10 protein-coding genes are annotated in these 14,551 nt (G+C 68.6%); 3 read left to right on the top strand and 7 right to left on the bottom strand.

The window, feature by feature from the left end; all coding sequences use genetic code 11:
* Positions 1 to 12 precede the first annotated feature (12 nt).
* From ASF21_RS07535 to ASF21_RS07525, 3 genes are read right to left on the bottom strand one after another with little or no spacing between them, the layout of a single operon-like run.
* A complete protein-coding gene (locus ASF21_RS07535; RefSeq protein ID WP_055768742.1) occupies positions 13 to 4,842 on the bottom strand; it encodes an NAD-glutamate dehydrogenase in 4,830 nt (1,609 codons plus the stop codon).
* 47 nt (positions 4,843 to 4,889) lie between these two features.
* A complete protein-coding gene (locus ASF21_RS07530) occupies positions 4,890 to 6,221 on the bottom strand; it encodes an AAA family ATPase (protein ID WP_055768739.1) in 1,332 nt (443 codons plus the stop codon).
* The gene (locus ASF21_RS07525) at positions 6,218 to 6,874 is read right to left on the bottom strand and encodes an SAF domain-containing protein (RefSeq protein WP_082471307.1); all 657 of its coding nucleotides are present in this window, start codon (positions 6,872 to 6,874) and stop codon (positions 6,218 to 6,220) included. The genes ASF21_RS07530 and ASF21_RS07525 overlap by 4 nt, the downstream gene beginning before the upstream one ends.
* A 184-nt stretch (positions 6,875 to 7,058) precedes the next feature.
* On the opposite strand from ASF21_RS07525, the gene ASF21_RS17260 reads away from it, so the two are divergent.
* A complete protein-coding gene (locus ASF21_RS17260; RefSeq protein WP_055768736.1) occupies positions 7,059 to 7,286 on the top strand; it encodes a helix-turn-helix domain-containing protein in 228 nt (75 codons plus the stop codon).
* A gap of 50 nt (positions 7,287 to 7,336) precedes the next feature.
* On the opposite strand, the gene ASF21_RS07515 is transcribed toward ASF21_RS17260, so the two are convergent.
* Positions 7,337 to 7,897 carry a hypothetical protein gene (locus ASF21_RS07515; protein ID WP_055768732.1) on the bottom strand — a complete coding sequence of 187 codons (561 nt, stop codon included), beginning with the start codon at positions 7,895 to 7,897 and terminating at the stop codon, positions 7,337 to 7,339.
* Between the two features lie 113 nt (positions 7,898 to 8,010).
* Between ASF21_RS07515 and ASF21_RS07510 the strand changes: the two genes are divergently transcribed.
* Together ASF21_RS07510 and ASF21_RS07500 are read left to right on the top strand one after the other, a co-directional pair.
* Positions 8,011 to 8,811 carry a LysM peptidoglycan-binding domain-containing protein gene (locus tag ASF21_RS07510; RefSeq protein ID WP_157365768.1) on the top strand — a complete coding sequence of 267 codons (801 nt, stop codon included), beginning with the start codon at positions 8,011 to 8,013 and terminating at the stop codon, positions 8,809 to 8,811.
* A gap of 147 nt (positions 8,812 to 8,958) precedes the next feature.
* Entirely contained in the window at positions 8,959 to 9,555 is a 597-nt protein-coding gene (locus ASF21_RS07500; protein ID WP_055768723.1) for an Rv3235 family protein, read from the top strand.
* Here the strand turns inward: ASF21_RS07500 and secA are convergent, their stop codons facing one another.
* The 3 genes from secA to hpf all read right to left on the bottom strand — a co-directional run bounded on the left by secA (position 9,556) and on the right by hpf (position 14,452).
* Positions 9,556 to 12,282, bottom strand: coding sequence for a preprotein translocase subunit SecA (gene secA, locus ASF21_RS07495; protein ID WP_055768720.1), 2,727 nt, complete (start codon positions 12,280 to 12,282; stop codon positions 9,556 to 9,558). It lies immediately after the preceding gene.
* Positions 12,283 to 12,405: 123 nt separating this feature from the next.
* Positions 12,406 to 13,620, bottom strand: coding sequence for a winged helix-turn-helix domain-containing protein (locus tag ASF21_RS07490; RefSeq protein ID WP_055768717.1), 1,215 nt, complete (start codon positions 13,618 to 13,620; stop codon positions 12,406 to 12,408).
* 97 nt (positions 13,621 to 13,717) lie between these two features.
* Positions 13,718 to 14,452, bottom strand: a complete 735-nt coding sequence (gene hpf, locus ASF21_RS07485) for a ribosome hibernation-promoting factor, HPF/YfiA family (protein ID WP_055769350.1) — start codon at positions 14,450 to 14,452, stop codon at positions 13,718 to 13,720.
* Positions 14,453 to 14,551 lie beyond the last annotated feature (99 nt).

The raw sequence follows: 14,551 nt of genomic DNA, 5'->3' as shown, positions 1-14,551 counted from the left end.
GGGGCCCTCCCGCTACCGGACGATGGACCGCAGCAGTCGAAGCGCGACGGACAGGGACGAGATGTCGTCCTGCTCCAGCCGGTTGACCTCCGCGAACATGTTGCTCGCCCGCTGCAGCTGGTCGGCGTTCTGCTCCTGCCAGGCCTGCAGCCGGTCGGCCGCGTCGCGCCGGCGCATGTCCTGCGAGGCGCGCATGACGGCGACGGCGATGTCCGCGACGGTCGAGTAGAGATCGTCACGGAGGGCCGCCCGGGCGAGCGCCTGCCACCGGTCGCTCCGCGGTAGTTTCGTGATCCGCTCGAGCAGGTTGTCGACCTCGAACCTGTCGTACACGGCGTAGTACACCTGCGCGATGTTCTCCACCGGTTCGTCCACGCGTCGCGTGCTGTAGGCGATATCGAGAAGCGCGAACGACTCGAACTGCTCGGCCCAGTGCCGCCCGAGCTCCTCCGGCAGGTTCCACGCCGTCGCCGTCTCGACCCCGACGCGTGCCCGCTCGAGGTCGCCTCCGCGCAGGTAGCCGGACAGGCGTGCCATGAACGGCGCGATGAGCGGCTTGAAGGCGTCGATGTCGGCCTGGACGGGCGTCCCCTGCTCCACGTGGTTCACGAACCAGCGGACGGCGCGGTCGAGCAGCCGGCGCAGGTCCAGGTGCACCGTGGTCCAGTGCTCCGTGGGGAAGTCCGCCGGCAGCGCGGCGAGGGCGTCGACCGTCTCGTCGAAGGAGTAGATCTCACGCAGCGCCACGAAGGCCCGGGCGATCACCGGTTCCGGCACCGACGTCTCCTCCATCACCCGGAATGCGAAGGTGATGCCGCCCAGGTTGATGATGTCGTTGGCGATGACGGTCGAGATGATCTGGCGACGCAGCGGGTGGGTGTCCAGCAGGTCGTCGAAGCGCTCGACGAGCTGGCGGGGGAAGTAGCGCCTCAGCGTCTCACTGAAATAGGGATCATCGGCGAGGGTGCTGGCCGACAGGACCTTCGTCAGCTCGATCTTCGCGTAGGCCGCGAGCACGCTGAGTTCCGGAGAGGTGAGTCCCTGACCGGCATCGATGCGTCGCCGCAGCACCGCGGTCGTCGGGAGCGCCTCCAGATCACGGTCGAGATCGGCCTTCTGCTCGAGCCAGTCCATCATGCGCTCGTAGCTCGGGCTCCATTCGACGACCCGCTGCCGGTCGTTGAGCAGCAGCACATTCTGGTCGATGTTGTCCTGCAGCACCAGGCGCGCGACCTCGTCGGTCATGGAGTGCAGGAACCCGGCCCGCTCCTCGGGTTGCAGGCGACCCGCGCGCACCATCCGGTCGACGAAGATCTTGATGTTGACCTCATGGTCGGAGCAGTCGACGCCCGCACTGTTGTCGATCGCGTCGGTGTTCAGGATGACTCCCGACAGCGCTGCCTCGATCCGGCCGCGCTGGGTCATGCCCAGGTTGCCGCCCTCGCCGACCACCCGGGCACGCAGTTCGTCGCCGTTGACCCGGATGGCATCATTGGCGCGGTCCCCGACCTCGGCGTGGGTCTCGTCCGAGGCCTTGACGTAGGTCCCGATACCCCCGTTGTACAGGAGGTCGGCCGGAGCCCTGAGGATCGCCTTCAGCAGCTCGGGCGGGCTGATCCGCGTGACACCGTCATCCAGTCCGAGTGCGTGGCGGACCTGCGGCGACACGGGAACGGACTTCGCCTGCCGAGGGAACACACCGCCGCCCTCACTGATGAGGCTGCTGTCGTAGTCCTCCCAGCTCGACCGGGGAAGCTCGAACAACCTCCGCCGCTCCGCGAAGGAGGCAGCGGCGTCGGGGTCGGGATCGAGGAAGATGTGGCGGTGGTCGAAGGCCGCGAGGAGGCGGATGTGCTCCGAGAGCAGCATGCCGTTGCCGAAGACGTCTCCGCTCATGTCACCGACACCGACCACGGTGAAGTCGTCGGTCTGGGTATCGACGTCGAGCTCGCTGAAGTGCCGCTTGACCGACTCCCAGGCACCACGGGCGGTGATGCCCATGGCCTTGTGGTCGTACCCCACCGACCCCCCGGACGCGAACGCGTCACCGAGCCAGAAGTCGTACTCGGCCGACAACTCGTTGGCGATGTCCGAGAAGGAGGCCGTCCCCTTGTCCGCCGCGACCACCAGATAGGTGTCGTCGTCGTCGTGCCGTACGACGCGGGACGGCGGCACCACCGTCTCGGTGGTCCCGTTCGTGATCACGTTGTCCGTGATGTCGAGCAATCCCCGGATGAAGGTGCGGTAGCTCGCCTGTCCCTCTGCCAGCCAGGCCTGCCGATCCACGGACGGATCGGGGAGCTGCTTGGCGAAGAACCCGCCCTTGGCACCGGTCGGCACGATCACCGCATTCTTGACGGTCTGCGCCTTGACCAGGCCGAGCACCTCCGTGCGGAAGTCCTCGCGGCGGTCCGACCAGCGCAGCCCCCCGCGCGCTACCTTGCCGAACCGGAGGTGCACACCCTCCACCTGCGGGGAGTAGACCCAGATCTCGAATTTGGGCCGCGGGAACGGTGCACCGTCGATCCGCGCCGTGTCGAACTTGAGACTGACGTACCGCTTGTCCTGGAAGTAGTTGGTCCGCAGCGTCGCCTCGATGAGATTGGCGAAGGTCCGCAGGACGCGGTCGGCATCGAGCGTCGGAACCCCTTCGAGACCTTCATCCAGTGCGGCTCGGGCCGCTGTCGAGGCGGCGTCCCGGTCACCCTCCAGGTCGGGATCGAAGCGGGCGGTGAACAGTGCGACGAGCGCGCGGGTCACCACCGGATTCCGCAGCAGCGTGTCCGCGACGAAGCCGTAGGAGTTCGTGTTGCCCATCTGGCGCATGTACTTGGCATAGGACCGCAGGATCACCACCTGGCGCCAGCCGAGCTCCTCGCTCAGCACGAGGCGGTCGAAGGCGTCCGACTCACTGCTGCCGGACACCGCGGCGGAGAACGCGTCCTGGAGCAGGGACGCCGTACCGAGGGCGGAGATACCGGCCGGGTACCTCAGCCCGAGGTCGTACAGGAAGAACGACCGCCCATCGGCCCGCGTGATCTCGAACGGCCGCTCGTCCAGCACCTCCAGGCCGAGGTTGTGGAAGTAGGGGAGGATCTGCGTCAGGCTCTTCGCCTCGGTGAGGTAGAGCTTCAGCCGCGCATCCTCCGGCCCGTCATGCTCCGGGACATACACGTGCAGCTGCGGCACCCCCGCGCCCGACTCCGCGAGCCTCTCGAAGCGGGCGATGTCCTCGAGAGCGTCCTCCACCTCGTAGTCCACCCGGTAGCTGGGCGGGAACGACTCGGCCCAGTAGGTCGCCAGGCTCTGCGCGGAGTCCTGGTCGAACCGCTCCTGCGCGACCTCCACGATCCCTTCCGACCAGGACCGTGCTGCCCGGACGAGCCTCTCCTCGAGCTGCGCGGCGTCGATCTCGGGGATCTCCGCTCCCCGCTGCAACCGGATGCGGAAGAAGAGCCGGGCCAGCGCGGATTCACTCATCCGCGCTTCGAAGTCGATCGAGTCGGCGTCCAGAGCGGCTCGCAGCTCACCCTCGATCCGCAGCCGGACACTGGTGGTGTAGCGATCGCGCGGGAGGTAGACGAGCGCGGACATGAAGCGCCCGTAGACGTCCGGCCGGAGGAACAGGCGCGTGCGGCGTCGCTCCTGGAGGCGCAGGATCCCGAGCGCGGTGGTGACGAGGTCCGTCACGCCGATCTGGAAGAGCTCGTCACGCGGGTACGTCTCGAGGATGGACAGGAGGTCCTTGCCGGAGTGCGAGTCCGACGGGAACCCGCAGCGGCGCAGCACCTCCGAGACCTTGTCCCGGACCAGCGGGACATTGCGCACAGAGCCCGTGTAGGCGCTGGTCGCGAACAGCCCGATGAAGCGACGCTCGCCGCTGACATTGCCCTGGGCATCGAAGCTCTTGATCCCGATGTAGTCCAGGTAGGCCGCACGGTGCACGGTGGAGCGCGAGTTCGCCTTCGTGATGACGAGGGCGCGTCGCTCCCGGGCCTTCGCACGCCCTGCTGCCGTGAGCTGTTGGAGATGTCCGCCGGCACTGCCGAGCCGCAGCAGACCCAGTCCGCTGCCCTCGCGCACGCGCAGGGCGTCGTCACCGTCGTCATCCGTGACGAGGTCGTACTCCTTGTACCCGAGGAAGGTGAAATTCCCGCTGTCGAGCCACTGCAGGAGTTCCTGCGCCTGCCGCAGGTCCGGGATGTCCGCTGCGCCCGTGATGGAATCCAAAGAAGCCTCGATCGAGCGCACGGCGCTCCGCATGGCGGGCCAGTCCTCGACGGCGGACCGGACGTCCCCGAGGACCCGGTGCAGGCCGTCGATGATTAACTCCTTCGCTGCGGCGTCGGCCAGCCGGGTGACCTCCACCGACATCCAGGACTCGATGTGCGTCGTCCGACCCTCGAGGCCGACGAGCTCGCCGATGTTGGGCAGCGCGGCAGTGTCCCCGCTGGACGCACCGGCGGTCGAGGGCACACGTCGCAGCCCCGTGAGCGCCTGCGATCGGTCCTCTCGCACGGCGAGGAAGGTGGGGTGCACCACGAGGTGGATCGCCGCGTTCTGCCGGACGAGTTCGGCGGTGACCGAATCGACGAGGAAGGGCATGTCGTCGGTGACGATCAGGACGACGCTGGAGGTGCCCTGGTCCATGATGCCGATCGCCGCGGCCCCGGGCTCGCGCGTCTGGGCGAGGTCACGGTGCGCGAGAGCCCGCTGGCGGAGGTCGCTCGGCGCATAACCGGCGGCGTCCTCGTCCGCGAGGTGCTCGAAGTAATGCTCTACGAATTCCTCCCCTGACGTGTCCGAGCTTGACTGATCCGTTGTCCTGGATCCAGACGACATGGAAAGGGCCTCCGTCACGAAATGAAAGGCCGCTCCATTGCGACCTCTTACCGTTGAACCCTATCGGGGTTCACCTCAAACTTCACGTCGCGTCCGCGGGACACACGCCCACCGCGGCGCCGCCCTTCGGCGGCCGGGACACCGGCGAGTCCTGCGATGGCGAGGCGGAGCGGCGATGCCGGTGACGTCTCGAGCAGTGCCGTGCCGGCGAGCAGCGCCTGGTCCGCAGCGGAGGCATCCGCCGGCAGGAAGGCCTCGATGGCAGAAACCGGACCGAAGCGCTCCCAGGCCTCCCTCAGCTGCGTCTCCGGCCCACGGCCCACGGCAGCGGCACGGACCCGGTTGAAGACGATGTGCGGTACGGCCGCCGGGATCATGTCGGCGAGTTCGGCGAGCGCCTTGACCAGGCGGGGCACGCCGATGGCGTCCGCCGACCCCACCGCTATCACCGTGTCCGCGACCTCGAGGCAGCGCAGCGTTGCACCGTTGCGGCGGGGTGCGAGGGTATCAAAGCTCAGCTCCTCGTCCGCCTCGAGGCAGAATCCACAGTCGACCACCGTGACCGCCGCCAGCGCGCGGGCGGCGGAGAACACCTGGCTGAGCGCGGCGGGACGCAGCTCGGGCCAGCGATCAGGTCTCGTGATGCCGGTCAGGACCCGCAGCCGACCGCCCTTGATGGCGACACTGACCGAGATCCGCCCGAGAGCGGTTCCGTTGAAGCCACCCTGATCTGCGATCCGGCAGGCCTGCGCGAGGCCGGCGGACTCGTCGAGGAGCCCGAGGGACGCACCGATGCTCGCGCCGTAGGAATCGGCATCGACCAGCAGGACGGGGACGCCGGTCGCTGCAAGCTCGGCCGCCATGTTGATCGCCACGATCGTGCGACCGGGCGCGCCGGTGGGACCCCAGACCGCGATGATGCGCCCCTCCCCCGGCGGCTCGGCGAGCTCGACCTCCGGAGTGACGGGATCCGCGGAGAGATTTATCGGGTCCGCATACGCATGGGACGTTCGCCGGACCGACGAGGTGGCGTCGAACCGCTCGACAGCCCTGGTCACCGCGTCGGCGAGTGCCGAGGGCGCGATCGACGACTGCACGTAGTCGACCCCGTCCAACACTGCCGCGGCCGGGTCCGGCAATCCGTCGTACAGCGAGACCACCACCACTCCGGAGAAGGCCAGGCGGTCGACGAGGCTCACTGTCAGGTCGGCGGCACCGGGGGCGATGACGACCGCACGCGCGAGGCCCGTCTGGCAGGCCGCGATCAGTTCCGGCAGGTCCTCGCACCGTCGGACGACCGTGACCGGGCCGCGCAGCTGTTCGAGGCCCGGTACGTAGGCGCTTGCCGTCGCGCCCAGCGTGATGATCGGGATGCTCACGAACCGGCGCCAGGATCCAGCACGACGGCTATGCGGGCGTCGTTGGACAGGGCGTTGAGCAACTCGGGCATGGCATCGTCCTCGACGAGGACCTGCACGAGGGTCGAGGAGCTCGAGCCGAGGGCCGACTCGCCGACCGTCAGTTCGGCGATCTCGGCCGCTTCGAGCAGGAGTCGCGGTTCGTCGTACGTATTCGTGTCGGTCCGGAGGGAGATCCAGACGTCCACCCGGTCGCCGGCGTCCGCTCCGGTGGGCAGAGGATCCTCGACCGTGAGGCCGACGGGCTTCCGGTCGAGCTCGTCCGCGGTCCCGAGGGCAGCGGACGGCACCAGTTCGCCGCGTGCGACGAGCCGTGTCGCGACCATGCCCTCCGGGATTCCCTCCGAGACCGGTAGATAGGATCCCGCCGCGTCGCCGAGGCGCACGGGGATCGCGACGAGATCCTCCGCCGTCAGGGTCGCTCCGACGGGAAGATCCATGCGCGCGGAGTAGACCTGCGTCGTCATGTCCTGGCTCTGGAGCAGGGCGATCACCCCCGTCGTGGACGCGAGCACGAGCAGCAGCCCGACGAGGAGCCGGGGATCCTTCCAGGAGGGCTTTCTCAGCCGCGGTGCCTCGGCCGGCGATGGCGTGGTGCGCGCGTCGATGCTCACTCGGGTCTCCCCCCACAGGGCGTACTCCGCGTCGGACCACGCTTGGACAGCCAGTCTCGTGCACGGACGGTCTGAAGGGAACCGAAGAGCGCCAAATCGGGTCAAACTGTGGAAAGTCGGCCTGACCGCGCTGGTGCGATGGCAGACTGTTCAAGGACGACACCCGACCAGGAAAGGCGGACCCGTGGCCGAACGACGTTTCCTCACGCTCGCGGACGTCGGCGAGGTGCTGAACATCAGTTCCTCCCAGACCTACGCCCTCGTCCGTTCGGGCGAGCTCCCCGCGATCCAGGTCGGCGGCCGCGGCCAGTGGCGGGTGGAGACGCGCGTTCTCGAGGAGTACATAGCACAGGCCTACGAGAGGACCGCCTCGGCGCTCAGGGCCGAGAGCGAAGCGCCGCAGGTCCGCTGAGCTTCACGGGTCGCCCGGGGAGGGCGACCACCCAGGTTCCCCTGCAGCGCTCATGCCCCCGAGTGCGCGGCGTCGACCGTGTCGATCGAGGTGAACGGGATGGTCAGGCCTTCCCTGCCCTGCGACGACCTGCGATCCTGGCCCGCACCCGAGAGTCCGAGTTCGAGGAAGTCCGCGCCCACGCGCTCGATCACGCCGATGACCTGCGCGGCCGGACTCCCCAGCCAGAGCGCGACGACGGACCGGTCGCGGGACAGCTCGCGGAGCACCGACCCGAAGCCGAGTCTCGCCTCGACCCCGGTGAGCGGCTGACCGGCCACCCGGTCGAGCTCGCGTAGGACCTGCACTGCGGTGAACGGGACGACCACCGACCTGCCCTCGACGACCAGGGAGACCCACGCGGAGCCGACATTGGTCACGCGTCCGGAGACCGTCCTGCCGCCCCGCGTCGAGACGGACAGGTGCCGATCGATCTGGGCGATGAGCCTCTGCGACATCGTCACCCGGGACTGTTCCGACCGCGTCCTGTCCCTGATCTCGCCCTCCCGGTGCGCGACAGACGCGGAGTGCAGCTGTGCTTCCAGATCGGTGAACAGGGCATCCCATCGCATGCGTTCACGCTAGGCCTGAACCCGGGCATCGTCAACGAGCTACAAACCGGTTCGAAGGAATCAAACGTAGACAAACTGCATCAAATGAGATCAAACTGAGAGTGGAGGTCATCATGAGCGGAACGGACGCACTTTCAGCAGGGTTGATCCTCGTGTGCGGCGGCGTAGCGGCCCTTGCGGGACGGGCTCTCGCAGCGATGTCCACCACTCCCGATCGGACGTCCGTCGACGGGTTCATCGGCGTGGCGATATCGGTCGTGGGCGTCGTCGCCGTCGTCTGGTGGGTTCTCACGCTCCTCGTCGCCATCGCCACCGACCTGGTCCTGCGCCGCGGTCCGTCGACGGCAGCCCGGCTGGCGCAGCGGTGCACGCCTGCACTCATGCGGCGTCTCGCCGCCGCCCTCGTCGGCATCAACCTGGTGACCGTGCCTGCCGTCGCCCATGCCGCCCAGATGAACCCGTCCTCGATGGTGCGGACGTCCACGGCCGTCCCTCTCCAGGACGCGCAGGCGGGACCACCACCTTCGGCGGGCGTCGGGTCCTCCCTCCCGGCGGATCCGGCACCGAAGCTCGCCATATCCCCCTCCTGGTCATCCGTACCCGTCGCCGCCGCATCGGCGACAGGGCCGGACGATCGGACTCCCGTCTCGCCCGGATGGAAACCGGCCCCGATGCCGACAGCGGGAGGCCCGCTCGTCCGGACACCGACGCGCTCCGATCCTGACCGCGTGGCCGTGGTGGTGGCGCCCGGGGACTCTCTCTGGTCCATCGTCGAGCATCACCTCGGCCCCCTCTGCACCGCTGCCGATGTCGCCGAGGCGTGGCCCGCGTGGTACGACACGAATCGAACCATCATCGGGGACGACCCGTCCCTCCTCCTGCCCGGTCAGGTCCTCCGCGCGCCACAGATCTGAGCACGCGCACCATCCCCGAAGAGCAGCACCACCCCGCCGTCCTTCAGCGCGCCCCGCTCCGGGCGGACGCGATCCTCCACAGGGTCGCAGCGACGCCGATCGGACGACATCACCCGATCACCATGCCCGGCCCACGAGAGGAACACCATGCCCGCCGTCACGCAGCTCCATCGAACCGCTGACCACCACCTCGCCGAGGTCAGCGGTGCTCCGCGCCCCCTGGTGGCGAGGCCCCCTGGGCCTCCGGCTTCCGGCGGCGCGACCGTCCTGCCGTTCACCCCGACGGACGGCGCCGGGGCCGACCGTGCTGCCGGCCCGGCGCGTCCCGCGCCGGCCGGCCGGGCCCTTCCGGCCCCCGCGATCACGGACGCGGACGCGGACCGGGAGATCGTGCAGCGCATCTCGGGGATTGCCCGGTCCGTGGCGCAGGGCGCTCTCGAGGTCCTCAGCGGCGTCCGGCCGCTGCAGCAGGTGTCACGCTGGCTCGACCCGGAGAACTACGAACGCCTGCACCTGAGAGCGAATCTCGTCCGCTGTATCGGTGCCGCGTCGGGGAGCAGCGGCTCCCCGACCGGGACCGGTGTCCGCCAGGTCCTGGTCCGGTCGGCACGGGTCTGCCCGATCAGCCCAGGGGTCTACGAAGCCTCGGTCGTCGCCTTCGACCGGACACGCGTCCGCGCCGTCGCTCTTCGCATAGAGCAACGGCGCGGGGTGTGGCGGGTGACCGCCCTGGAGATCGGCTGACTACTTCTTCCGGGCCTTCTTGCCTGTGGCCTTGCCGGTAGCGGGAGCGGCCTGGGGCTTGTTCCGCTCGACATGCATCTCCGCTTCGCCCTGCGCGTTCGGCGCCGTGAAGTTCAGGGTTGCGGGCTTCGCGGGAGCTTCGAGCCCCGCCGCCTTGATGGTCGGGGCCTGGACGATGCCCCTGGCGTCGGTCACCCCGGGCAGCCCGGTCTGGGCCGGCGCGGCGACCTCGACCTCGACCTCGAGGTTGAACAGGTAGCCGATGCTCTCCTCGCGGATCGACTCCATCATCGCCTGGAAGAGGATGAACCCCTCACGCTGGTACTCGACCAGCGGGTCCCTCTGGGCCATGGCACGCAGGCCGATTCCCTCCTTGAGGTAGTCCATCTCATAGAGGTGCTCCTGCCACTTCCTGCCGATGACCGACAGGACCACGCGCCGCTCGAGCTCGCGCATGGTCTGCTCACCGAGCGCTTCCTCCCGTGCCTGGTAGGCCAGTTTGGCGTCCGAGAGGATCTCGTCGTGCAGGAAATCGCGCGTGAGCTTCGACGCGCCGCCCGCCTCGTCGATGACCTCGTCGGCCGTCAGCGTGATCGGGTACAGCGTCTTGAGGTTCGTCCACAGCAGCTCGTAGTCCCAGTCGTCCCCGTGACCCTGCGCCGTGGTCTCGTCGACCATCGCCGTGATGACGTCCTCCAGGAAGAACTGCACCTTCTCCTTGAGATCGCCGCCCTCGAGGATTCGACGGCGGTCCCCGTAGATGGCTTCGCGCTGCCGGTTCAGGACGTCGTCGTACTTGAGGACGTTCTTGCGCTGCTCCGCGTTGCGGCCCTCGACCTGTCCCTGCGCGTTCTCGATCGCCTTCGAGACGAGCTTGGACTCGAGGGCGACGTCGTCGGGCATGGTGGCGCTGTTCATGATGCGCTCGGCACCGCCCGAGTTGAAGAGACGCATGAGGTCGTCGGTGAGCGAGAGGTAGAAACGGGAGCGGCCGGGATCGCCCTGGCGTCCGGACCGGCCACGGAGCTGGTTGTCGATGCGCCGTGACTCGTGGCGTTCGGTGCCGAGCACATAGAGGCCGCCGAGCTCGCGGACCTCGTCCTGCTCCGACTTCACGGCCTCCTTGGCTGCTTCCAGGGCCTCGGGCCACTTGGCCTCGTACTCCTCCGCGTTGTCCGCGGGGTCGAGCCCGAGCTTCTCGAGGGCGGCGACGGCGTTGAACTCCGCGTTGCCACCGAGCATGATGTCGGTCCCTCGTCCGGCCATGTTCGTGGCGACGGTGACGGCACTCCTGCGCCCGGCCTGCGCGATGATCGCGGCTTCCCGCGCGTGGTTCTTCGCGTTCAGGACCTCGTGGCGTACACCGGCCTTCGCCAGCTGCTTCGAGAGGTATTCGCTCTTCTCCACGCTGGTGGTGCCGACGAGCACGGGCTGGCCGGTCTCGTGGCGTTCGACGATGTCCTTGACGACGGCGTCGAACTTGGCGACCTCGTTCTTGTAGATGAGGTCCGAGAGATCCTTGCGGGCCATCTCCCTGTTCGTCGGGATGGGTACCACGCCGAGCTTGTACGTGGACATGAATTCGGCGGCCTCGGTCTCGGCCGTGCCGGTCATGCCGGAGAGCTTCTCGTAGAGGCGGAAGTAGTTCTGCAGGGTCACGGTGGCGAGCGTCTGGTTCTCGGCCTTGATCTCCACACCCTCCTTCGCCTCGATCGCCTGGTGCATGCCCTCGTTGTAGCGGCGACCCGCCAGGATGCGTCCCGTGTGCTCGTCGACGATCATGACCTCGCCGTTGAGGACCACGTAGTCCTTGTCCCGCTTGAACAGTTCCTTGGCCTTGATCGCGTTGTTGAGGAATCCGATCAGCGGGGTGTTGGCCGACTCGTACAGGTTGTGGATGCCGAGGTAGTCCTCGACCTTCTCGATCCCGTCCTCGAGCACGCCGACCGTGCGCTTCTTCTCGTCCACCTCGTAGTCGGCCTCGACGGTGAGCTTCTGCACGACCTTCGCGAACTCGTTGTACCAGCGGTTGACGTCGCCGGAGGCCTGCCCGCTGATGATCAGCGGCGTCCGCGCCTCGTCGATGAGGATCGAGTCCACCTCGTCGACGACGGCGAAGTTGTGGCCACGCTGCACCAGCTCCGCCGCACTCCACGCCATGTTGTCGCGCAGGTAGTCGAACCCGAACTCGTTGTTGGTCCCGTAGGTGATGTCGGCCGCGTACTGCTCACGGCGCGTCGCGGGATCCTGCTTGGAGAGGATGCAGCCGCTGGTCAGGCCGAGGAAGCGGTAGACGCGACCCATGAGGTCCGACTGGTACTCGGCGAGGTAGTCGTTGACGGTGACGACGTGGACGCCCTTGCCGCTCAGGGCGTTGAGGTAGGCGGGTGCCGTGGCCACGAGGGTCTTGCCCTCGCCGGTCTTCATCTCCGCGATGTTGCCGAGGTGCAGGGCGGCGCCGCCCATCAGCTGGACGTCGAAGTGGCGCAGTCCGAGCGTCCGGCTCGATGCCTCGCGAACTGCGGCGAAGGCTTCGGGCAGAAGGTCGTCGAGGGAGGCGCCGTCCGCATGGCGCTGCTTCAGCCGGTCGGTCTCGCCGCGCAGCTCCGCGTCGGACATCTCACGGAATTCGTCTTCCAGCACGTTGATCGCGTCAGCGTAGTTCCGGAGTCGCTTCAGTGTCTTCTTATCGCCGGTGCGGAGTACTCGTTCAAGAAGTGATGGCACTGGTATCTGCTCCCAATCTGATGCTGCCCAAAGATGGCGTCTCTAGTCTACGGGAGGGACGTTCCGCCCCTCCGTTCCGGGGCCCGTGCGGCGCGCTACGGCGACCGGGCCTGCGTCTTCCGCTCAGGGTATCCTGCCGACCTGACCGGCGAGCGCGAGGGCGAGGTCGCCACGGTCCTCGACGACGACGTCGTCCAGCCCGAGCCAGCCCGCGAGCAGGTGAAGCTCCGCAGCGAGTTCGTGCGCGGTGTCCGCGGGCGCCTCTTTCTCCGCATAGCTGCCGCGCACGAGCAGCGTGCGGCCGGGCCGATCCGCCTTGAGGTCCACCCGCGCGGCGATGCCGTCCCGGAGGAGGAACGGGAGGACGTAGTAGCCGTGCACCCTGCGTTCCTCCGGGGTGTAGATCTCGATGCGGTAGTGGCAGCCGAACAGCCGCAGCAGCCTGTCGCGCTCGAAGACGAGGGAGTCGAAGGGACTGAGGAGGGCCCGGCCCTGCGCCTTGCGCGGAATGGTTTCGGCGGTGGGGTGCAGGTACCAGGGGTCAGCCTCCCCACGCACGGCGATGCTCCGGACCGACCCGGCCCCGACGAGCGACTCCAGGACCGCGCGGGTCTGCCGGACCGGCGTCCTGAAGTAGTCGGCGACCGAGCGGGCCGACGCCACGCCGAGCGCACCGAGGGCCCGGTCCGCCAGGACGGCGAGCGCTTCCGTGGCGTCCACCTCCTGGCCGGCGAGCCGCGGATCCGGCAGCACGGCCGTCAGGGGCGCGTAGAGACGTTCGAACTGTGCGTTGCGTCCGGCGGAGCCGATCCTCCCCCGGGCGAACAGATCCTCCAGCACGCGTTTCGCGGCGGTCCACCGCCAGCCCCAGCCTTCGGCCGGACGGGACGGGTCCCCGCCCACCTCCCGCTGGACGGCGGATGCCGTCAGGGGGACTCCCCGGGCGAGCAGCCCGAGGATGGTCGACTCGAGAAGGGCTCGCTGCTCCGCAGGGACGCTGGACGCACCCATCCAGGTGCGCCGCTGATGCGCCACGAGATGCGGGTACAGCTCGGGTGGCACGAGGCTCGCCTCGTGGGCCCAGTACTCGACCAGGGAGCGCGGCGCGACGGAGGACATGGCGTCCAGGTGGGCGCGGTCGTAGGACCCGACCCGGGAGAAGAGGGGGAGGTAGTGGGATCGCACGAGGACGTTGACGGAGTCGATCTGCAGGACCTGCAGGCGGAGGGCTGCGGCACGCAGAGCCCGGAGCGACGTCGGTGCTTCGAGCCTGGGGCGGTGCAGGCCCTGTGCGGCCAGGGCGATGCGTCGTGCCTGCGCGATGGTGAGTGTCTGCATCGTCCGGTGAGGTCTCCCGCACGGAACTGCCCCCGCGCCGGGCGCGGAGGCAGTTCCTCGTCGTCGTGGTGGGGCGGCGTGCCGACCCCTGGATGGGCTAGGCGGTGGCGGCTTCACGCGCCCGGTAGGCCAGCAGTTCCTCGTGGGGTTCCTCGGTACCTTCCGCGCACTTGGAGTCGAGGGTGATCACGCCGTAGGTCCAGCCCTGCCGCCGGTAGACGACGGAGGGAGCACCGGTGGCGGAATCCACGAAGAGATAGAAGTCGTGACCCACGAGTTCCATGTTGTCGACGGCGTCGTCGAGGGTCATGGGCGTCCCGGAGAACACCTTGCGGCGGATCAGCACCGGCGAGTCCCCGGCGGGCACGTCGTCCGGCGACGAATAGGTATCGACGTCCTCGGTCTCCGCGACCGGTTCGTGGGAGGTCGGCTCGATGACCGGCGTCTCGAGGTAGATGGGCTGCACCGGGTCGGCGGGCTCGAGGTCGGCCGTCGCGACGCGCACCGCGAGCGGGGTGTGCCGACCGTGGTGGACCTTCCGCCGGTCGCGCGCCCGGCGGAGGCGCTCGAGGAGCTTGGCGTAGGCGAGATCGAAGGCGGCGAACTTGTCGCCCGCCGAGGCCTCGGCCCGGACGACAGGGCCCCTGCAGAGCACCGTCAGCTCGACCGTGAGCGAGGTGTCCGCCATGCGTGCGCTGGGTTCCTTGGTGATCTTGGCGTCGACGCGCTGTACCTTGTCGCCGAGCTGCTCTATCTTGTCGATCTTCTCCGTCGCGTACTCACGGAAACGGTCCGATACCGCCAGGTTACGACCATTGATCACAAATTCCATGGTGCCCTCCACATCGCTAGGTGACACGACGGCGGCCGTGGCGTTGAGCAGAGCCGCCGCCGACGGGTACGTGTCGTCACTGTGTGGTACCCGTACTTC

Source organism: Arthrobacter sp. Leaf234 (genome assembly GCF_001422665.1).
Lineage (GTDB): Bacteria > Actinomycetota > Actinomycetes > Actinomycetales > Micrococcaceae > Arthrobacter_D.
This window is presented reverse-complemented; position numbering and strand designations above follow the sequence as displayed.

Coding starts and splice junctions, on each gene's coding strand:
- ASF21_RS07515 (WP_055768732.1), bottom strand. CDS start 7,897: ATGCGATGGGATGCCCTGTTCACCGATCTGGAAGCACAGCTGCACTCC.
- ASF21_RS07510 (WP_157365768.1), top strand. CDS start 8,011: ATGAGCGGAACGGACGCACTTTCAGCAGGGTTGATCCTCGTGTGCGGC.
- hpf (WP_055769350.1), bottom strand. CDS start 14,452: ATGGAATTTGTGATCAATGGTCGTAACCTGGCGGTATCGGACCGTTTC.
- ASF21_RS07535 (WP_055768742.1), bottom strand. CDS start 4,842: ATGTCGTCTGGATCCAGGACAACGGATCAGTCAAGCTCGGACACGTCA.
- ASF21_RS07500 (WP_055768723.1), top strand. CDS start 8,959: ATGCCCGCCGTCACGCAGCTCCATCGAACCGCTGACCACCACCTCGCC.
- ASF21_RS07490 (WP_055768717.1), bottom strand. CDS start 13,620: ATGCAGACACTCACCATCGCGCAGGCACGACGCATCGCCCTGGCCGCA.